This is a genomic window from Pseudomonas sp. PS01301 (assembly GCF_029960215.1).
In the GTDB taxonomy this organism is placed as follows: Bacteria; Pseudomonadota; Gammaproteobacteria; order Pseudomonadales; family Pseudomonadaceae; genus Aquipseudomonas; species Aquipseudomonas coleopterorum.
Window position 1 is genome coordinate 1 of the sequence record NZ_JASCPM010000019.1, and the last position, 20,488, is coordinate 20,488.

Annotated in this window: 17 protein-coding genes; 7 read left to right on the top strand and 10 right to left on the bottom strand. The window is 64.3% G+C overall.

What is annotated here, in order from left to right; translation table 11 throughout:
• Positions 1 to 235 precede the first annotated feature (235 nt).
• Complete coding sequence (locus QMX89_RS11940; protein WP_056844554.1) at positions 236 to 1,315, bottom strand: tartrate dehydrogenase; 1,080 nt, start codon at positions 1,313 to 1,315, stop codon at positions 236 to 238.
• Positions 1,316 to 1,446: 131 nt separating this feature from the next.
• Here QMX89_RS11940 and QMX89_RS11945 point away from each other — a divergent pair, with 131 nt between their 5' ends.
• The 3 genes from QMX89_RS11945 (at position 1,447) to QMX89_RS11955 (ending at position 5,552) form a co-directional block, all read left to right on the top strand.
• Positions 1,447 to 2,364, top strand: coding sequence for a LysR substrate-binding domain-containing protein (locus QMX89_RS11945; RefSeq protein WP_282348326.1), 918 nt, complete (start codon positions 1,447 to 1,449; stop codon positions 2,362 to 2,364).
• A 463-nt stretch (positions 2,365 to 2,827) separates the two neighbouring features.
• Entirely contained in the window at positions 2,828 to 3,865 is a 1,038-nt protein-coding gene (locus QMX89_RS11950) for an ABC transporter substrate-binding protein (protein WP_282348327.1), read from the top strand.
• A gap of 13 nt (positions 3,866 to 3,878) precedes the next feature.
• A complete protein-coding gene (locus QMX89_RS11955) occupies positions 3,879 to 5,552 on the top strand; it encodes a GMC family oxidoreductase N-terminal domain-containing protein (protein ID WP_282348328.1) in 1,674 nt (557 codons plus the stop codon).
• A gap of 118 nt (positions 5,553 to 5,670) precedes the next feature.
• On the opposite strand, the gene QMX89_RS11960 is transcribed toward QMX89_RS11955, so the two are convergent.
• Entirely contained in the window at positions 5,671 to 7,098 is a 1,428-nt protein-coding gene (locus QMX89_RS11960; protein WP_282348329.1) for an aldehyde dehydrogenase family protein, read from the bottom strand.
• A 442-nt stretch (positions 7,099 to 7,540) separates the two neighbouring features.
• On the opposite strand from QMX89_RS11960, the gene QMX89_RS11965 reads away from it, so the two are divergent.
• The 4 genes from QMX89_RS11965 to QMX89_RS11980 all read left to right on the top strand — a co-directional run bounded on the left by QMX89_RS11965 (position 7,541) and on the right by QMX89_RS11980 (position 11,403).
• Positions 7,541 to 8,488, top strand: a complete 948-nt coding sequence (locus QMX89_RS11965; protein WP_282348332.1) for a LysR family transcriptional regulator — start codon at positions 7,541 to 7,543, stop codon at positions 8,486 to 8,488.
• 139 nt (positions 8,489 to 8,627) lie between these two features.
• Positions 8,628 to 9,332: an HAD-IA family hydrolase gene (locus tag QMX89_RS11970; RefSeq protein WP_049861587.1), complete on the top strand. Its 705-nt coding sequence runs from the start codon at positions 8,628 to 8,630 to the stop codon at positions 9,330 to 9,332.
• 46 nt (positions 9,333 to 9,378) lie between these two features.
• Complete coding sequence (locus QMX89_RS11975) at positions 9,379 to 10,662, top strand: FAD-binding oxidoreductase (RefSeq protein WP_282348334.1); 1,284 nt, start codon at positions 9,379 to 9,381, stop codon at positions 10,660 to 10,662.
• Positions 10,663 to 10,692: 30 nt separating this feature from the next.
• Positions 10,693 to 11,403 (top strand): cupin domain-containing protein, encoded by a 711-nt coding sequence (locus tag QMX89_RS11980; protein WP_192000828.1) that lies wholly within the window; start codon positions 10,693 to 10,695, stop codon positions 11,401 to 11,403.
• 72 nt (positions 11,404 to 11,475) lie between these two features.
• Here the strand turns inward: QMX89_RS11980 and QMX89_RS11985 are convergent, their stop codons facing one another.
• The 8 genes from QMX89_RS11985 to QMX89_RS12020 form a co-directional block, all read right to left on the bottom strand.
• A complete protein-coding gene (locus tag QMX89_RS11985) occupies positions 11,476 to 11,967 on the bottom strand; it encodes an Lrp/AsnC family transcriptional regulator (protein ID WP_043191751.1) in 492 nt (163 codons plus the stop codon).
• 38 nt (positions 11,968 to 12,005) lie between these two features.
• The gene (locus QMX89_RS11990; protein ID WP_192000826.1) at positions 12,006 to 12,692 is read right to left on the bottom strand and encodes a hypothetical protein; all 687 of its coding nucleotides are present in this window, start codon (positions 12,690 to 12,692) and stop codon (positions 12,006 to 12,008) included.
• 112 nt (positions 12,693 to 12,804) lie between these two features.
• Entirely contained in the window at positions 12,805 to 14,097 is a 1,293-nt protein-coding gene (gene gabT, locus QMX89_RS11995) for a 4-aminobutyrate--2-oxoglutarate transaminase (protein ID WP_282348336.1), read from the bottom strand.
• Between the two features lie 272 nt (positions 14,098 to 14,369).
• Entirely contained in the window at positions 14,370 to 15,458 is a 1,089-nt protein-coding gene (locus QMX89_RS12000) for an ABC transporter ATP-binding protein (RefSeq protein WP_056844544.1), read from the bottom strand.
• 164 nt (positions 15,459 to 15,622) lie between these two features.
• Positions 15,623 to 17,083, bottom strand: a complete 1,461-nt coding sequence (locus QMX89_RS12005) for an NAD-dependent succinate-semialdehyde dehydrogenase (protein WP_282348337.1) — start codon at positions 17,081 to 17,083, stop codon at positions 15,623 to 15,625.
• A 267-nt stretch (positions 17,084 to 17,350) separates the two neighbouring features.
• On the bottom strand, positions 17,351 to 18,148 hold the full coding sequence (locus QMX89_RS12010; protein WP_282348338.1) for an ABC transporter permease: 798 nt from the start codon (positions 18,146 to 18,148) through the stop codon (positions 17,351 to 17,353).
• A complete protein-coding gene (locus QMX89_RS12015) occupies positions 18,148 to 19,068 on the bottom strand; it encodes an ABC transporter permease (RefSeq protein ID WP_049861595.1) in 921 nt (306 codons plus the stop codon). Before QMX89_RS12015 ends, QMX89_RS12010 begins: the two co-directional genes overlap by 1 nt.
• Positions 19,069 to 19,342: 274 nt before the next feature.
• Positions 19,343 to 20,395, bottom strand: coding sequence for an ABC transporter substrate-binding protein (locus QMX89_RS12020; RefSeq protein ID WP_282348339.1), 1,053 nt, complete (start codon positions 20,393 to 20,395; stop codon positions 19,343 to 19,345).
• Between the last annotated feature and the right edge of the window lie 93 nt (positions 20,396 to 20,488).

Consider the following 20,488-nt stretch of genomic DNA (forward strand, 5'->3'; position numbering starts at 1 on the left):
GGCTCTGCCCGCGAACGGGGCGCCGCGGTGTGTCAGAGGTACCGCAGCGCTTGTTTCGGGCAGAGCCCGCTCCCACAGGGGGCTGGGGTGCGTCAGAGGTATCGCAGCGCTTGTTTCGCGGGCAGAGCCCGCTCCCACAGGGGGGCTGGGGTGCGTCAGAGGTATCGCAGCGCTTGTTTCGCGGGCAGAGCCCGCTCCCACAGGGGAGCTAGGGTGTGTCAGGTGTATCGCGGCGTCAGCAGGCGGCGGCGATGGCCTCGCCCAAGGCGCGGGTGGTACCGGTGCCGCCGATATCGGCGGTAAGGGGCGCCTGTTCCGGGCCCATGGCCAAGACCTTTTCGATGGCCGCCAGAACCGCCGCACCTGCTTCCGGATGGCCGAGGTGTTCGAGCATCATGGCGCCGCACCAGATCTGCCCGATCGGATTGGCCACGCCCTTGCCGGCGATGTCCGGCGCCGAGCCGTGCACCGGTTCGAACAGGCTGGGGAAGTTGCGCTCCGGGTTGATGTTGGCCGACGGCGCAATACCGATGGTGCCGGTGCAGGCCGGACCCAGGTCGGAGAGGATGTCGCCGAACAGGTTGCTGGCCACCACCACATCGAACCAGTCCGGATGCAGCACGAAGTTGGCCGTGAGAATGTCGATGTGGTACTTGTCGACGTTGACGTCCGGGTACTGCTTGCCCATTTCGGCCACGCGTTCGTCCCAGTACGGCATGGTGATGGCAATGCCGTTGGATTTGGTCGCCGAGGTCAGGTGTTTCTTGGGTCGGCTTTGCGCCAGGTCGTAGGCGAACTTGAGAATGCGGTCCACGCCAACGCGGGTCATCACCGTTTCCTGGAGAACGATCTCGCGGTCGGTGCCGGGGAACATCTTGCCGCCCACGCTGGAATACTCACCTTCGGTGTTCTCGCGCACCACCCAGAAATCGATGTCGCCGGGCTTGCGATTGGCCAGTGGTGCCTTGACCCCAGGCATCAAGCGGCAGGGACGCAGGTTGACGTACTGGTCGAACTCGCGGCGGAATTGCAGCAGCGAATCCCACAGCGAAACATGGTCGGGCACCACATCGGGCCAGCCCACGGCGCCGAAGTAGATCGCGTCGTAGCCCTTGAGCGTCTCGAACCAGTCATCGGGCATCATCTTGCCGTGGGCCAGGTAGTAATCGGCACTGGCAAAGTCGAACCAGTCCCACTGCAAGTGCAGGTCGTGGCGGGCGGCCACGGCGTCGAGCACGCGAACCCCTTCGGGCATGACTTCCTTGCCGATGCCGTCACCGGGGATCACCGCGATCTTGTAAGTGGACTTGCTCATGCTGCACTCCAGTCATTGATGCATGTCATTGATGCATGGGTTGATGAACCTGTGGACTCAGTGTAATCAGTGTTCAAGGATTAATAATTGGCCTGCCGGTTAAGCCATTCTTAGATTCAGGTAAACAATCCATGAGCATGATCGATGACCTGAGCTTCTTTCAGCAGGTGGCGACTCGCGCCAGCCTGACCGACGTCGCGCGCCACTTGGGTCTTTCACTGCCGGCGGTGAGCAAGCGTCTGAGCCAGCTGGAGCAGCGCCTGGGCGTGCAGTTGCTGCAACGCACGACGCGACGCTTGTCGCTGACCCCCGAAGGCGAGCTGTACCTGGAGGGCGGGCGGCCGATTTTGCGCCAGCTCGATGAACTGGAAAGTGCGCTGGGTACGCGTCAGCCGACTCTGCATGGCCGGTTGCGGATCAATGCCACCCTGGGCTTTGGCCGCAGGCACCTGGCCCGGGTGGTCTCGGCATTTGCACGCCTGCATCCTGAATTGGAGGTTTCCCTGGAGCTGAGCAGCCAGCCGATGAGTCTGCTCGACGATCAGTTCGACCTGGGTGTGTTCATGGGCGAGCCGCCCGATTCACGGCTCATCGCCATCCGTCTGCTGGAGAATCCGCGGGTGCTGTGCGCGGCGCCCGGATACCTTGAGAACATGCCTGCACCGACCCAGGTGGCCGATCTGGCGGCGCACAATTGCATCGTGCTGCGCCAGTTTGGCAGCGATTACGCCATCTGGCGCTTTCACAAGGACGGCCGCGACTATGCGCACAAGGTCACTGGGACGCTGTCGAGCAATGACGGCGAGGTGGCGCTGGGCTGGGCGCTGGACGGTCACGGTGTGATCCTGCGCTCGCGCTGGGATGTGCAGGCGCATCTGGAGAGTGGCCGGTTGCGGGCGCTGCTGACCGACCATCAGGCGCCGCAGGCCGACGTGTACGCGGTGTACCAGCAACGGCGTCACACGCCCCAGCGCATCGTCGCCTTCGTGCATTACCTGCGCGAGGCGCTTGGCCAACGATTGCCGTTCGCCATGCTGGAACACGGCTGACCGGCACCTGCGTCCTGTAGCAGCGGCGCGAGCCGCGTCCGGCCTGCATGCGGTGGGTCAGGTGTACCGCGGCGTTGGTGACGCGGCTTGCGCCGCTGCTACAGGGGCTTGTTTCGCGTGTGGGGTCCACGCGGTGGGTCAGGTGTACCGCGGCGTTGGTGACGCGGCTTGCGCCGCTGCTACAGGGGCTCGTTTCGCGTTTGGGGTGTATGCGGTGGGTCAGGTTTACTGCGACGTTGGTGACGCGGCTCGCGCCGCTGCTACAGGGGGTGTGCCGGGGTTGGGATTCATAACCTGAAATCATGGTGATACTGACTAATGGTGCATTGTCGTCCTGGGTTTTCGTCTTGTACCTTCCAGCGATCCCGCTCGGTCGAACAAAAATACAGAACCGGTGCAAACATGGGTTACCCGTCGAGGTTTTTGTCGCTGCCGAATTAATCTAACTACAGGATGATTTGCCATGAAAACCTTGTCTTTCGGTGCTGTTCTATCCCTGTTGTACGTGGCCATGGCGTGCGCAACGACCGCTCAGGCCGAGCAGATTACCTTCGTCTCCCAAGGTGGCGTCTACCAGGAAGCGCAAACCAAGGCCATCCTCGACCCGGCCGCCAAACTGCTGGGTATCACCATCAAGCAGGACAGCGTTCCGGACGCCTGGCCCATGGTCAAGGCCCAGGGCGAAACCGGCAAGCCGGTGTGGGACGTGATCGACACCCCACCTTCGAACTGCCTCCGCGGCGGCCGCGAAGGCCTGATCGAACCGCTGGACTTGGCGAAGATGCCCAACGTAAAGGGCATGCCCGAAGCCTATCGCACGCCGTATTCGGTGGCCTATGAGTTCTATTCCTCGGTACTGGGCTACAACACCAAGACCCTGAAGAAGGTGCCACAGAGCTGGGCCGACTTCTGGAACGTCAAGGACTTCCCCGGCACCCGCGCCTTGCGCAACGACCCCATGGGCACCCTCGAAGCGGCGCTGATCTCCGACGGTGTGCCGCGCGACAAGCTCTATCCGCTGGACGTCGACCGCGCCTACAAGCGCCTGGCCCAGATCAAGCCGGACATTGCTGTGTGGTGGAGTTCGGGCGGGCAGTCGGCGCAACTGCTCAATGACGGTGAAGTGGACATGCTGATGATCTGGAACGGCCGCGTGGGTGCGGTGAAGAAAGACAACGCCGATGTCGACTTCACCTACAGCGACGGCATTTTGCAGAACACCCAGCTGTGCATCCTCAAGAACGCGCCGAACCTGGCCCAGGCGGTCAAGTTCGTCGACACCGCTGTGTCGCCCGAGCTGCAGGCCGACCTGCCCAAGTACATCGACTACGGGCCAGGCAACCCGGCTGCCTTCGCCACCGGCAAGCTCAGCGCCGAACGGGGCAAGGAGCTGCCGAGCTCGCCGGAAAACGCCGCCAAGCAGGCGCTGATGTCCGAAGAGTGGTGGTCGTCGGCCGAAGGCATTGCCGCCAAGGACCGTTGGTTGAAATTCGTCCAGTAAGGCGGCCGCAAGCGTGATCGACTATCTGATTCTCGGCGGTGGCAGTGCGGGCTGCGTGCTGGCCGCGCGGCTGTCCGAAGACCCGAACAAGCGTGTGTGCCTGGTGGAAGCGGGGCGTGACATTGCGCCGGGCAAGATGCCTGCGGCCATTGCCAGCCGATACCCCGGTCGTGCCTATCTGGATGTACGCAACATCTGGCAGCGCCTGACCGCGCGCATGGCCGCCCAGGGCAGCCGTCGCTACGAGCAGGCGCGCCTGCTCGGGGGTGGCTCGGCGATCAACGCGCTGATGACCAACCGCGGTGCGCCGGACGACTACGATGAGTGGGGACGGCTGGGCGCCGAGGGCTGGAGCTGGGACAGCTGCCTGCCGTACTTTCGCAAACTGGAAACTGACTGTGATTTCAGCGGACCCCTGCACGGTGATACCGGGCCGGTGCGCATCCGGCGTACGGCACCGGCGTTCCTGTCGCCCTTCGTCAAGGGGGTCATGGGGGTGTTGGCGTCCCGTGGCTTGCCCACTCGGGCGGATCAGAACGGGGAGTGGCAGGATGGCGTCTACGTGGGCGCGATCGGGGTGAGCGAGCAGGGCGAGCGGATTCCGGTGTCGGTGTGCTACCTCACCGACGAGGTTCGTGCGCGGCCCAACCTGACGCTGCGTACCGAGTGTGTGGTGGACCGCGTGTTGTTCAGGGGCACGCAGGCCGTCGGCGCGCGCGTGCTGGATCGGGCTGGCGCGGTCGAGGAGCTGCACGCGGCAGAGGTGATCGTCTGTGCCGGGGCGATCCACAGTCCGGCGCTGTTGATCCGCAGCGGGGTCGGACCGCTGGACCAGCTACTGGACCTGGGCGTGCCGCTGGTGGCCGACCGGCCAGGCGTGGGCGGCAATCTGATGGAGCATCCGTCGATCGCCGTGTCGGCGCTGCTGACCACTCAGGGCCGCACGCCGCACGTCGACGAGCATCACGAACAGGCGATCGTGCGTTTTTCATCCGGGCTGCCGGGCACCGTGCCGGGTGACATGCACGGGGCGATCCTCTCGCGTTCCGGCTGGCATTCGGTGGGTTATCGCCTGGGCACGATGTTCTTCTGGGTGAATAAATCCTACTCGCGCGGACGGGTGCAGGTGACGTCGCTGGATCCGTTGCAGGAACCGGATGTCCGTTTTTCGATGCTGTCCGAAGCACGCGACCTGCAGCGTTTGAAGCAGGCCCTGCGCATGGGCGCCGAGACGTTGTCGGCACCGGGCCTGGACCCTTTGCGCTCCGTGGTGTTTCCATCGAGCTATTCGCCAAGGGTGGCCAAGGTGGCCATGCCGGGACGCTTCAATGCCTTGCAGCGCGGGGTGTTGAGCCTGCTGCTGGACATTGCCGGCCCCTTGCGCGGATGGGTGGTGCGTGGCCTGGTGACCCAAGGGGTAACCTTGGACAAGCTGTTGGCTGATGATCGAGCATTGAGCGAATTCGTGCGAGCCAACGTGGGTGGCACCTGGCACCCGTCGGGCACCTGCCGCATGGGCCGGGCGGACGATCCCCAAGCCGTGACCTTGAACGATGGGCGGGTGATCGGCGTGACGGGATTGCGGGTGTGCGATGCGTCGCTGATGCCGGCGATTCCGTGCGCCAACACCAACGTGCCGACCATCATGATCGCCGAGCGCATCGCCGATCTGATCAAGGCGGGGTGACGCTGCATTTCTTCAGATAGCTTGCGGTGCCTGATTCGCGGCCGATGACCGCTCCTACAGTTGGCTTGCAATGAACCGTAGGAGCGGTCCGTGGCCGCGAAAAGGACGCCGCGGTGTTTCAGATCCCCCAGCCGACGATACCCTTCACCTCCAGAAACGCTTCCAGCCCCCACTCGGCATATTCGCGGCCATTGCCGGACTGCTTGTAACCCCCGAACGGGGCCGCAGGATCCCAGCTTGGGTAGTTGATGTAGACACTCCCGGCGCGCATCTGCAAGGCCACCTGGCGAGCGCGCTCCAGGCTCGCTGACTGTACGTACGCCGCCAGCCCGAACACGCTGTCGTTGGCCATGCGCACCGCGTCCTGTTCATTGGCATACGGCTGGATCACCAGCACCGGACCGAAGATCTCTTCGCGGGCAATGGTCATCTGCACATCAACCCCGGCGAAGATCGTCGGCTGCACGTAGTAGCCAGTGCCCAGACCGGCTGGCCGGCCCAGGCCGCCACACACCAACTGCGCGCCTTCGTCGATGCCGATGGCGATCATCCGCTGGATCGCCCGGTATTGCCGCTCACTGATGACCGGGCCCAGGGTTGTCGAAGGATCGTCGGGCGCGCCGACTCGATGGGTCGATGCCGCCTGGCGAGCGATGGCCACGGCCTGATCGTGCAGCGCAGCGGGCACCAGCATGCGTGTCGGTGCGTTGCAGGACTGGCCGCTGTTGCCGAAACAGCCGTTGACCCCCGCCGTCACGGCCGCCTGCAGGTCCACATCGTCGAGCAGAATGTTCGCTGACTTGCCGCCCAGTTCCTGATGCACGCGCTTGACCGTCGGCGCGGCCAGGCGCGCCACTTCCACGCCGGCCCGGGTCGAGCCGGTGAACGAGACCATGTCCACGTCCGGGTGACACGCCATGGCGGCACCCACGGTGGGGCCGTCGCCGTTGATCAGGTTGAACACACCCGCAGGCACGCCGGCGTCGTGCATCACTTCAGCGAAAATGAGCGCGTTGATCGGCGCGATTTCGCTGGGCTTGAGGACCAGGGTACAGCCGGCGGCCAAGGCGGGTGCCACCTTGCAGGCGATCTGGTTGATCGGCCAGTTCCAGGGGGTGATCAAGGCCACCACGCCCACGGGTTCCTGGTTGATCAGCGTGGTGCCGCGGCTCTTGCGAAACTCGAAGCTGTCCAGGGTGCGCAGCATCTGCTCAAGGTGCCGCTTGCCGATGCCGGCCTGCCAGTCATGGGCCAGGGCCTGCGGCGCGCCGACCTCCTGCATGATGGCGGCGGCGATGTCGTCGTAGCGGGCCATGAAGGACTCGAGAATCCGTTCGAGCAGCGCCTTGCGCTCGGCTGGAGTGGTAAAGGCAAACTCGGCAAAGGCCCGCCGCGCCGCCGCAACGGCTGCATCCACGTCTGCCTGCTCACCCAAGGCGATTTCGGCAAAGGCCTGCTCGGTGGCCGGGTTGATTACCGCCAGGCGCCGCGCGCCGGAGGGCTCGACCCAGCGACCGTCTATATAGAACTTCAACGCGTTGTCCAAAATCGCTCTCCACCCGTGATGAAAAAAACCGATGCCCCTGCGTACCCGTAGCAGCGGCGCGAGCCGCGTCCGGGGTTGTGCGGTCTGTCAGGCGCACCGCGTGTGCCGCCGACGCGGCTTGCGCCGCTGCTACAGGGACCGCGCACGCGTCCGGGGTTGTGCGGTGTGTCAGGCATACCGTGTGTGCCGCCGACGCGGCTTGCATCACCCCTGTAGCAGCGGCGCGAGCCGCGTCCGGGGTTGTGCGGTGTGTCAGGCATACCGTGTGTGTCGCCGACGCGGCTTGCGCCGCTGCTACAGGGGACCGCGCACGTGGTTGGGTTTGTGCGGTGTGTCAGGCATACCGCGTGTGTTGCCGACGCGTCGGGCTGGTGGTCAGGATAGGAAGGGTTTCAGTGTCACGGCAATTTACTAATAGTTTTCCCAGGCATAAACTCAGGTCATGTCCAATCTTCGCAGAAAACTGCCCAGTTCCGGCTCCTTGTTCGTTTTCGAGGCGGCGGCGCGTTGCGGCAGTTTTACCCGGGCGGCCGACGAGCTGTGCGTCAGTCAGCCTGCGGTCAGCCGCATGCTTTCGCGGCTGGAAGATCATCTCGGGGTGCAGCTGTTCGAGCGCGTTCGTGGCGGCGCGCGGCTCACCGAAAGTGGGACCATTCTCTATCGCCGGGTCCAGGAAGGCTTCGACATCATCGAATCGGCCATCAGCGAAATCTCCGCCCGCGCCACGGGTATGGAAACCATTACCCTGTCCGTTTCCACCGCGTTCACCACTCACTGGCTGATGCCGCGCATGAGCCGTTTCAGCGAGCGTTTCCCTTCGGTGGACATGCGCTACCAGCTGATGTCCGGGCGCATCGGCGGGCCGTTGATGGATGTCGACCTGGGCATGCGCTACCTCGACGTTGGTAGCGTCAAAGCCGCAGACAGCCTGGTTCTGCCGGAAATCACCCTGCCGGTGTGCAGCCCCCAGTACCGCTCTGCAGTGCCGGGCGGCAAAGGCAAGAGCGCAGCCCCGGCGCTGATCCACATGGACAACCAGGACCGCGCCTGGGCCGCGCCTTTCGACCACGGCGGGCGCATCGACAGTGCCCTGGTGTTTTCCGATTATGCCGTGGTCGTGCAGGCGGCTTTGCTTGGTCAGGGCATGGCACTGGGCTGGCTCAACGTGGTGTCGCACTGCCTGGCCAACGGGCAATTGCTGCCGGTGGGCGATGCGGTGACCGTCAGTGCCCGGCGCTGCTGCCTGGTGACCCCGGCCAACCGTCCCAGCCGGCCGATCGTCGAAAGCGTGCGCCAGTGGATCATCGATGAGATGCAGGCCGACATCGCGCGAATCGACCTGCTTTACCCTCAGCTGGACCTGGCCGCAAAGATCGCCGAGGCGTCCTGAACCCAGGTATGCCGCGATCGCGGGAAAAACGGTAGGTTATGCCCTCAGGTAAGGACAAAACAGAACATATGGCGATTCACCCGGCTGATAATTGAACCACACCCAGCATCTTCCCTTGGTTCATCCTGCGGAGCGCCCTATGTCATTCAAGCAGTTCAAAGCCCTGACGTTCGATGTTGTCGGCACCCTGATCGATTTCGAAGCCGGCATTCTCAACCATGTGCGCGAAGTGGCCGGTGAAGCGGGCAAGGCGTGCAGCGACGACGACATTCTCAAGGCCTACCGCGAAGCCCGTGCCATGCCCGACTCGGGCTGGTGGCCGGACGACCTGGAGCGCTGCTACCACCTGATCGCCGGCAAGCTCGGCCTGCCGGACAACGACGAATATGCCCGCGGCCTGGCACTGGCCGTGGAAAACTTCCCCGCCTTCCCGGACTCGGTCGAAGCGCTCAAGCGTCTGCACAAGCACTTCAAGCTGGTGGCCACCACCAATTCGCAGATCTGGGCCCTGAACCACATGGCCAAGACCCTCGACGAGCCCTTCGATGTGCGGGTGACGGTCGACGACGTGCGCTTCGAGAAGCCCGATCCGCAGTTCTTCGCCTACACCCGTGGCGTACTGGCCACGCAGGGCATCGTCTTCGAAGAGATCCTCCACGTCGCCCAGAGCCAGTACCACGACATCGGCGTGGCGATGCGTCTGGGCTACCAGACCTGCTGGATCGAGCGTCGCCACGCGCAGAAAGGCAGCGGCGGCACCCTGGAATCCGAGCACACCAAGCCGCATTACCACTTCACCTCGCTGGCGCAACTGGCCGACGCGGTCGAGCAGGAACTGGGCTGACAACCGCGGCGCTCATCTGGAGCGCCGCCTCTCGTGGAAACCGGCTATGACTGTGAAGAGTTTGTGGGCGGCCACCGCCCGACCGGGGCCGGCACTGCAAGCGCTGCAGGGCGACCGGCAGTGCGACGTGGTGATCGTCGGCGCCGGCTATACCGGGCTCTCGGCGGCGCATCACATTGCCCTGAGCGGTCGCGAGCCGTTGATTCTGGAAGCCAATACCCTGGCCTGGGGGGCCAGCGGCCGGAACGGCGGCGTGGTGTCGCCCAAGTTTCGCGTCGGCTTTCCTGCCCTGATGCAACGCTTCGACCGCGACACCGCGTTGCACATGTATCGCACCGGCTATGCCGCTGTGGACAGCCTGGTGGAAATGGTCGAAAGCCTGGGCATCGAAGACGCCCAACTGCACATGGGTGGGCACATCGCCGCGGCCCACAACGAGCTTGCCCTGACCGGGCTGCGCAACACCGCCGAGTGGATCAAGCGCGAAACCGGCGGCGAGTCGTCACGGATGATCGATGCCGCCCAGGTGCAGGAGATGACCGGATCGAGCATTTTCCACGGTGGGCTGCTGACGCCGAAGGCGGGCGGCATTCATCCGCTCAACTACGCCCGTGGCATGGCCAACAGCCTGCACGAACGGGGCGTGAAGATGTTCATCAACAGCCCGGCGTTGCAGGTTCGCCAAGAGGCCGACCGGGTGATCGTGCAGACGCCCCAGGGTCGGGTCAGTGCCAAACAGGTGGTGTATGCCACCAATGGCTATTCCGACCAGAGCGCCGCGACCGACACCCTGCATCGACGACTGATCCCGTTTCGTAGCGCCATCATCGCCACCGCACCACTGCCCGCCGATGTACTGGCCAGACTCATGCCCGGCGGTCAGGTCTGTGGCGACACCAAACGCATGCTGCGCTGGTTCCGCGTGGTTGGCGACCGGCTGATCTTCGGTGGCCGCGGTGCGTTCGGCAAGAACGACTCGGACAGTGCCTTCGCCACCCTGCAACGCAGCATGGGCGTGGTGTTCCCGATTCTGCGTGACCAGCCCGTGACGTTTCGCTGGTCGGGGCTGGTGGCCATGACCCTCGATTACCTGCCTCACGCCGGTCAGCTGGACCCGCGCAGCTTCTATGCCATCGGCTACAACGGCGGTGGTGTGGCGATGTCCACCTACATGGGCAAGCAACTGGCCGCCATGACTGCCGGCGAGCCGGTGCAACTGGGGCTGCTGGCGGGCGATACCTTCAAACCCATTCCCCTGCATGCCTTCCGCGCGCCCGGGGTACGCCTGGCCGCCGGTTGGCAACAACTGCTGGATGCCATCGGCCGCTGAGCCGCGAACCTCATTGCCAAGACGAGCCTTATGCCCCCGATCCTGCATTACTCACAACCTCCTGCGGACCGCCAATTGCCCTTGGCAGCCTTTGCCTTGCAGGACGACCCACTGGCGGCCGGGCGCACCGTGCATTTTCATGATCCGCGCACGGGTTATGCCGTGGGTGCCTCGACCAGTGTCGGCGCCAACCTCTTGATCGAAGACTTTCCCTGGGTCGAGTTGGGGGTCGTGGAGGCGGGCGAGTTGACCCTGCAAGGCGAGGGTTTCGACCTGCGGTTGAAGGCCGGCGATTGTTTCGTGGTGCCTCGTGGCGTGGCGGTGCGCTGGCAGCATCGGGGGCAGTTGCGCCGCCTGTTCATGGCCTTCCCCGGTTTGCCGCCGAGCAACGACATGCCGAACACGCCGCTGAAGATCGACTTCACCCAATCACTGCCGCCCAGCGATCCACCGGCCGCCACGGTACTGCTCACGCCGACCCCGAAGGCCTGGAGCGAAACGCTGTTCAGCGCGGCCAATCTGCGCATCGGTCTGTGGCAGTGCGAGGCCTATGCGCGCAAGCAGGTGCAGCCAGGCTACAGCGAGCTGATGTTCATCCTGGAAGGCGCCGTGACCCTCACGCCCGAGCAGGGCGAGGCGTGCACGGTAAGCGCAGGGGAGGTCGTGGTAGTGCCGGCAGGCGCGACCAATGCCTGGGCCAGCACGCAGACGGTGCGCAAGGTGTTCTGCATATTGAGTTGAGACCGTGTGACCAGCGGACGCGGCTTGCGCCGCTGTTACAGGGGATTGGTGTGCTGGCTGGCTGTGCGGCTGTCAAACCGCCCGCACCAGACTGCGCAACGGCACGGCGCTCTTGAGCACCGGGCTCTTGATGACGATGTAGCTGAAATACTTGTCGATGCCGATGTTCTTGTCGAGGATCGACTCCATCAATTCCTGGTAGTGCTGGATGCTGCTGCACAGGAACCGCACCAGGTAGTCATACCCACCGCTGATCAAATGGCATTCGAGCACCTCGTCGATGTTGCGGATGCTGGATTCGAACTTCACGAAATCGGCGCGCTTGTGGTCCGACAGGGTCACTTCGGTGAACACCGTGACGGAGCTGGCGAACTTGGCCAGGTTGACGTGCGCTTCGTAGCCACTGATGTAGCCCGCCGATTCCAAGCGCTTGACCCGTTGCAGGCAGGGGCTGGGTGACAGGCCCACCGCTTCGGCAAGGCTGACGTTGGTCATGCGCCCGTCCTTCTGCAGTTGCACCAGGATATTGATGTCGATGCGATCCAGTTTCGTTGCAGCATCCATGGGGTGAACCTCGTCAAGTCAGAACATGAACGTGGGCCTCAGGCGTGCAATGCCGTTTGATGGGCATGGGCGAGGTCCGCAAGGCTGGCGTACTCACAGCGCTTGCCGTCCAGAGCCTGGGGCGAAAGATTCCATGGCTGGCGATGATCGCGGTGCAGGGTGCACACCGGAAAATCCACACGCAGGTTCCATGGGTCATCCGTTTCGGTACTGCGCACCGGCAGTAGCTGCGAACGCTCCAGGTCCAGGCGCTGCAGCTCGCTGGCGAGGCTGCTGTGCCAGGCGTCGTTGCAAGGCTCGATGACCGCATCGAATGCCACCGGCAAACGTTGGGTCAGGGCGCCGACATCGATACCCTGGGGTGGGGCGATCAGTATCAACCGGTAGAACTTGCTCAGGTATTGCAGGGCACCGGGTGCGTCTTCGAAGATCGGCCAATGGGCTGACGAGCTACCGAAGGCAACACTTTCATCCCAGCCGGGAATCACATGCAATCGGTGCGCCATGCGTTGGTACAGCTGGCCGTGGAAAGCGCTGGCACTGGCGTTGCCGCCCGCCTGGCCAAGCTCCTGGGCGATCTCGCGATAGGCGCCCAGCAGTTGCTCGTCGCTGCTGGGCGTTCGGCTCTGCACCGACAAGGGTCGCAGGCCTTCGAGAATGCCCCGTTCACGGTCGACCAGGGTGGCATAGGAGAACCCCAGCGCCTTGTACTGTGTGACTTTCATGATCGGCTCCCGAGCGACGGTATGAGTGGCTTCCCTGCAGACTTCTACAGCTTTTCCGGCGTAGGAGCGGCCCGTGGCCGCGAAGAGCGCGCCGCCCGCCCCGCTCCCACAGTCAGGCCCCGGCTTTTGCCAATGCCTTGTCGAGCATCTGCAAGGCCTCTGCCACCTGCTCCTCGGTGGTCACCAGCGGCGCCAGGAAACGCACCACGTTGCGGTACAAACCACACTTGATCACCAGCAGCCCCGCATGGCGCGCCTCGTCGATGACGCGTTGGGTGAGGTCGACATCCGGGCTGTGCGCGGCATCGTCCTTGACCATCTCGATCGCCAGCATGAAGCCCAGGCCACGCACTTCACCAATGCGCGGGTAACGTTTCTGCAATGCCAGCAAACCGTCGCGCAACTGCAACGCGCGTTGCTCGCCCCGGGCCAGCAGATCCTCACGTTCGAACAGGTCCAGCACCGCCAGTGCCGCCGCGCAGGCCACGGCGTTACCCCCATAGGTCCCGCCCAAACCGCCTGGGGTCGGTGCATCCATCATTTCAGCCCGACCCACCACGCCCGACAGCGGCATGCCACCGGCCAGGGACTTGGCCACGGTGACCAGATCCGGCTGGATACCGGCATGCTGGAAGCCGAACATTTTCCCCGTACGACCGAAACCGGCCTGGATCTCATCGGCTATCAGGACGATGCCATGTTGCGTGCACAGCGCGCGCAGCGCCTGGAGGAATTCGACCGGCGCGGCCAGAAAACCGCCGTCGCCCTGCACCGGCTCGATCAGGATCGCCGCCACGCGATCCGGTGCCACGTCGCTGGCGAACAGTTCGTGCAACTGCGCCAGGGCGTCCTCGCTGCTGATGCCGCGGTAGGCATTGGGGTAACTGGCGTGATAGATCTCCGCCGGGAACGGGCCGAAGTTCTGTTTGTAGGGTTGGCTCATGCCGGTCAGGGTCACGCCCAGAAGGGTGCGGCCGTGGAAGCCCCCGCGGAACGAAATCACCGCCGGCCGGTTGGTGTGGCTGCGGGCGATCTTGATGGCGTTTTCCACCGCTTCGGCGCCGGAAGTGAACAGCACCGTTTTGTAGTGCTCATCCACGCCGATCAGGGCATTGAGCCGCGCCGCCACGTCGATGTAGGTCTCGTAGGCCGCCACCTGGAAGCTGACATGGGAGACCTTGCCCACCTGCTGCCGCACCGCCTCGACCACGGCCGGGTGATTGTGGCCGACGTTGAGCACGCCGATGCCGCCGACGAAATCCAGAAAGCGCTTGTTGTCCACGTCCCACAACTCGGCGCCCTGGGCGCGCGCGGCGACTACCGGGTGGGCGGTGGCGATGCCACGGGGAACGTGTTGTTCGCGCAGGGCAAGCAGGCGTTGATTTTCGGTCAGTGCAGAATTCATCTCGATCTCCGTGAGCGCCGAGCGTGGCGGGTGATGTGATCAGGATAAGGAGTGGCGCAAATCACAAGCACCGAAGTTGCGGGCTGTGGTGGGGTGTTTGCCTGTTTTTTGCGGGTGGGGCGGTAGATTCGGTTGTTTGGGTTGTTTGGGTGGAGGGGTGTCAGTGAGGGCCTCTTCGCGGGCAGAGCCCGCTCCCACAAGGACCTGCACAACTGCGGGAGCGGGGCGGGCGGCGAGCCCTGTGCCCGCGAAGAGGCCAGCACTGATCCACTTCAAACCCCGGCGCGGGGCACTACGATGGTGTCTTCGGGGTGCAGTCGCATCAGCATCGGCGAGCCGATCGGTGGCAGGCTCAGGTTGCCTTCGTGGTGGCTGGGCTGGCGCAGGCTGACCGTTGGGCCGCCGTCCAGGTCGACGAAAACCTTCAGGCTTTCGCCCTGAAAGACGATGTCGGCAACCCGCCCGCTCAAGCGATTCCACTCAGGCCCGGCGCTGGCGCTGTCCAGCAGCAGCTTTTCCGATTGCAGCGCCAGGAACACATCGCCCGAAGCCGGGACCGGCCGGGTGGTGCGCAGCGGCGTGGCACCCAGAGTCAAGCCGTTGTCCGCGCCGCGTTGCAATGGCACCAGGGTGCTTTCACCGATGAAGCTGGCGACGAAGTCGTCCGAAGGGTGATCGTGCAGGCGGCGAGGGGTGTCGACCTGGACCAGTTGCCCGCCGCGCATGATGGCGATGCGGTCGCTCATGGTCAGCGCTTCACGCTGATCGTGGGTCACGTAGATCATGGTCGCGCCCAGGCGCTTGTGCAGGGCGCGCAGTTCGATCTGCATGGTTTCGCGCAGCTGCTTGTCCAGGGCCGACAGCGGCTCGTCCATCAAAATCAGTTTGGGCTCGAAGACGATGGCCCGGGCCAGGGCCACGCGCTGGCGCTGGCCGCCGGAAAGCGCTGCGATCGAACGCTCTTCGTAACCGCCCAGCTCGACCGTGGCCAGCGCCTGCTTGACCCGGTCACGGCTCTTGCTCGCGCTTTCGCCGCGGGCGCGCAACGGGAAGGCCACGTTCTCGCCTACGGTCATGTGCGGAAACAGGGCGTAGTTCTGAAACACCACGCCGATCTCGCGCTTGTGCGGCGGCATCAGGGTGACGTTGCGCTCGCCGAACAGGATGTTGCCGGAGCTGACCCGGATGAAGCCGCCCAGGATGCTCAGCAAAGTGGTCTTGCCTGAGCCCGACGGGCCGAGCAACGACATGAACTCGCCGGCTTCGACCTTGAGATTGACGTTGTCCAGCGCCTTGAGGCTGCCGTAGTGCTTGCTGACCTGGTTGACGCTGACCGATTCGAAACCTTCAGTGAAATTCATCTGTGGTGCTCCAAGAGATCAAGAATGTCGTTTCGAGAGGGTGTCAGGGGCGGCCTCTTCGCGGGCAGAGGGCTCGCCGCCCGCCCCGCTCCCACAAGACGTGCACATGACTCTGTGGGAGCGGGTCTCTGCCCGCGAATGAGGCCCGCCATGACCCCCCGCCTTCAACCCAACCCGCCGATGTGCCAGGCCTTCACTTCGAGGAATTCATCCAGGCCGTACTTGGAACCCTCGCGGCCGGTGCCCGATTGCTTCATGCCGCCGAATGGCGCCACCTCCATGGAAATGATCCCGGTGTTCAAGCCCACCATGCCGAACTCCAGGCGCTCGCCCACGCGCCAGGCGCGGCGCATGTCCTGAGTGAAGTAGTAGGCGCCCAGGCCGTAGGGGGTGGCGTTGGCCAGTGCCAGGGCTTCTTCTTCGGTATGGAAGCGGAACAGCGGCGCCACCGGGCCGAAGGTTTCCTCACCGGCCAGCAGCATGTCGGCGTTGGCGTCCAGCAACACCGTGGGCTGCACGTACAGGCCATCGTTTTGCGGCAACCCGCCGATGGCCACGGTAGCGCCTTTTTCCACCGCATCGCCGATGTGGCGCGCCACCTTGTCCACCGCCGCTGCATTGATCAATGGGCCGATGGTCACCCCTTCGGCCAGACCATCGCCAACTTTCAGCTCGGCCACGGCCGCCTTCAGGCGTTCGGCGAAACGGGCATAGATGCCGTCCTGCACCAGGATGCGATTGGCGCACACGCAGGTCTGCCCGGCGTTGCGAAACTTGCTCTGCATGACTCCGGCGATGGCCAGGTCCAGGTCGGCGTCGTCGAACACGATGAACGGCGCGTTGCCGCCCAGTTCCAGGCTCAGGCGCTTGATGGTCGAGGCGCACTGGCTCATCAGCAGTTGGCCCACGCGGGTGGAACCGGTGAACGACAGCTTGCGCACGGCCGGGTTGCGGGTCATTTCGCCGCCCACGCCGGCCGGCAGGCCGGTGAGCACGTTGAACACCCCGGCCGGAATGCCCGCGCGCTCGGCCAGTACCGCCAGGGCCAGGGCCGACAGCGGGGTCATCTCCGAGGGCTTGACCAGCACCGGGCAGCCGGCGGCCAGGGCCGGCGCGCACTTGCGGGTGATCATGGCATTGGGGAAATTCCACGGAGTGATCGCCGCGACCACGCCGATCGGTTGCTTGAGCACCAGAATGCGGCGGTCGGCGGTGGGTGAAGGAATGGTGTCGCCGTAGATGCGCCGGGCTTCCTCGGCGAACCATTTGACGAAACTGGCGCCGTAGGCGATTTCGCCGCGCGACTCGGTCAGGGGCTTGCCTTGTTCGGCGGTCATGATCAGCGCCAGGTCTTCCTGGTTGTCCATGATCAGCTGGTACCACTTTTCCAGGAGCTTGGCGCGCTCGGCCGCCGGCACTTCGCGCCAGGTGGCGAAACAGGCTTCGGCCGCGGCGATCGCGCGTTGGGTTTCGGCGCCCTGCAGGGCCGGGACGTGGGCGATGGTGCTGCCATCGGCGGGGTTGGTCACCGCCAGGGTGGCGCCGTCATCGGCATTGATCCACTGGCCGTTGGCGTAGGCCTGCTCGACGAGCAGGGAAGGGTCACGCAGTGAATGCTTCAACATGATCAGGGTGCCTTTGCAGTCCGAACGATGGACCTAGTGTAGAAATGTCCGCGCAGTGGCCGATGCCGAGATGGGGCACGCGGCGGGGCGTGGATGCTGAATTGCGGTGGGGTGGCGGCAGGCTGTGCTGGGGGGTGTCAGTGCTGGCCTCTTCGCGGGCAGAGGGCTCGCCGCCCGCCCCGCTCCCACATGAACCGCTGCTGCAATGGAGATTTTCTGTGGGAGCGGGCTCTGCCCGCGAAGAGGCCGGAACAGTCACTCCTGAAATCACCCCTGCTTGTTCCGCCCAGCCACCACCACCAGAATCAGCGACGCCAGGATCAGGATCGAGCTGATCGCCGCGATCGTCGGGTCGATCTCGTCGCGCAGCGCGGTGAACATGCGCTTGGTCAGGGTCTGGTTGTCGCCCCCGGAGATGAACAGCGCCACCACCGTTTCATCCAGCGAGGTAATGAACGCGAACAGGGTCGCCGAAATCACGCTGGGCTTGATCTGCGGCAAGGTCACCGCCATGAACGCGCGAAAGCGATTCATGCCCAGGCTGCGCGCGACCATTTCCTGGGACATGTCGAAATTGCGCAGCCCGGCCAGCAGGGCGATGATCACGTAGGGCAGGGCCAGCATGATGTGCGCCAGCACGAGGCCGGTCAGCGAACTGATCAGCCCCACCCGCGCGTAGACGAAAAACACTCCCGCCGCGATGAGGATGATCGGCACCATCATGGGCAGCAGCAACACGATCTGCAGGGTGCGAATCACCTTCAGGCTCGAGTTGTTGATGGCGTAGGCCGCGGCCATACCGATCGGCAGGCTGACCGCCGTGGTCACCACCGCCGTGATCAGGCTGACCCGCGCCGCCGACATCCACTCGGCGCTCTGGAAGAAGGCTTCATACCAGCGCAGCGACCATTCCTTGGGCGGGAACTGCAGAAAGCGCGCCTCGGAGAACGACATCGGCACCACGATCAGCACCGGCACGATCAGGTACAGCAGAATCGCCGCGACCAGCACGGTGAACAGCACGTGCGACAGGCGGAGCTGGCGCAGGTAGGCAAGCGTATTCATCAGCGTGCTCCCAGGATGCGTTCGATGGGGATGAAGCGGTTGATGCCCCAGAAGATCAGGAACACCACGAACAACAGCACCAGGCCCACCGCACTCGCGGCGCCCCAGGCGTGATAGAGCTCGACGTTGCGCTGCACCAGCATCGACACCAGGATGGTGCGGCCACCGCCCAGCAGTTCAGGGGTGATGAAGAAGCCCAGGCAGATCACGAAGACCAGGATGGAACCGGCCATCACACCGGGCGCGGCCATGGGCAGGAACACCCGACGAAAGGTGTAGAAGGGTTTCGCCCCCAGGCTCTCGGAGGCCTGCATCAGGTCTTGCGGGATCTTCTTCATCACCGAATACAGCGGCAGCACCATGAACGGCAGCATCACGTGCAGGGTGCCGATCACCGTGCCGGTGGTGTTGTGCATCATGTTCAACGGCTGGTCGATGATGCCCAGGTCCAGCAGTGTCTGATTGACCACGCCGCGCCGTTGCAGCAACACCAGCCAGGCGTAGGAGCGCACCAGCACGCTGGTCCAGAACGGCAGGATCACGCAGATCAGAATCAGGTTGGCCCAGAAGCCATGCAGGCGCGAGGCGGCGTAGGCGATGGGAAAGCCCATGACGATGGACAACAGGGTCACGATCAGGCTGATCTTGAACGTCAGGTAGAAGGTGTCCCAGTAGATGCGTTCCTCGAAGATGCGCGCGTAGTTGGCCAGCGAGAAGCCTTCTTCGGTCTGCACCGACTGGAACGCCAGCCAGCACATCGGCAGGATCAGCAGCACCACCACCATGAACAACGCCGGGGCGAGCAGCAGCAACATCGAGGTGTTTTCCCGACGCTCCTCGCGTGCCAGGGCATCGGCATTGCTTGCCGGTGGCTCACGGTGGGCGTCGGGCAGGGATTTGGCGAGATAGGCGTTGGACATGGAACGATTCCTCACGGCCGAGCGCCGGTGGACCAGCGCAAGCAGCTTGTTGTCGGTCGGTCAGGGCGACCCTCAGGGTTCAATGTACCGACAAGCCAAAGAACGAAGCGGGCTTAAACGGCCCGCGCGCAAGTGGTTTGTTTCGTATTGAGGGCGGGCGACAGCAGCAACTGCGTTGGCCCCTTCGCGGGCAGAGACCCGCTCCCACAAAAATCCTGTGGGAGCGGGGCGGGCGGCGAGCCCTCTGCCTGCGAAGAGGCCCGCCCTGGCACCGCTACTTCTTCTGTACAAAGGAGAGCCAGCGCTCTTCAGCCTTCACCCCTTCCTGGGACGCCCACCACTTGGCCGACAGCAGTGCCTGACGGGAGATGTTCTGCGGCGACGACGGCAGCTTGGCCGCGCGCTCGGCGGGAATGGTGCCGGTCTTGAAGGCTTCCGGGTTCAGCGGGCCGTAGTCGATGATCATCGGCAGGGCTGCCTGCAACTTGGCATCGATGGCCTCGTTGACGAACTTCATCGCCGCCGCCTTGTGCGGTGTGCCCTTGAGCACGCACAGCGAGTTGGTTTCCAGCACGCCCTGGTTGTAGTCGAACGCCACCGGCGCACCGTCGGCCTGCACGGCCGTGATGCGGCCGTTCCAGGCCTGGATCATGTCCACTTCACCGTCGCTGATCAGCTGCGCCGATTGCCCGCCCGAGGTCCACCAGGTGGCGATGTGCGGTTTGATTTCCTCGAGTTTCTTGAAGGCGCGCTCCACGTCCAGCGGATACAGCTTGTCGGGCGCCACACCGTCAGCCATCAGGGCAATTTCGAGGGTAGGGCGCGGCAGGTTGCGCAGCGAGCGTTGTCCGGGAAACTTCTTGGTGTCCCAGAAATCCGCCCAGGTCTTGGGGACGTTTTCGCCCTTGAAGGCATCGGTGCGGTAGGCCAGCACGGTGGAATAGCTGATGTAGCCCACGGTGTAGTCGTCCTTGAGCTCCGCCGGAAGCTGCGCGGCATTGGGGATCAACACTGGGTCGAGCTTTTCGAACAGGCCTTCGGCTTCGCCGCGCAGGCAATCGCCGGTGGGCAGGTCGACCACGTCCCAGCTGACCTTGCCGCTTTCCACCTGGGTCTTGATGATCGGGTAGGCTTTGGGCGAACTGTCCTGCTTGAGGGTCAGGCCCAGCTTCTTGGCGGCCGGCTCCAGGATCGCCTTGCTCTGGGCTTCCTGGTAGGCGCCGCCCTGGGATACGAAGGTGATGTCCTCGGCCCAGGCCTGCCCGAAGGCGCCGACCAGCAAAGCCAGGCCGGTCAGTTTGAATGCGCGCAGCGTCATCGATGTCATGTACAGGACTCCCGAAAGTTGGCAGGTTGGAGGCGCGAGACGGTTGTCATGCGGTCGCTCTGCAGGACCTTGGGTATCCAATTTACCGGTAAC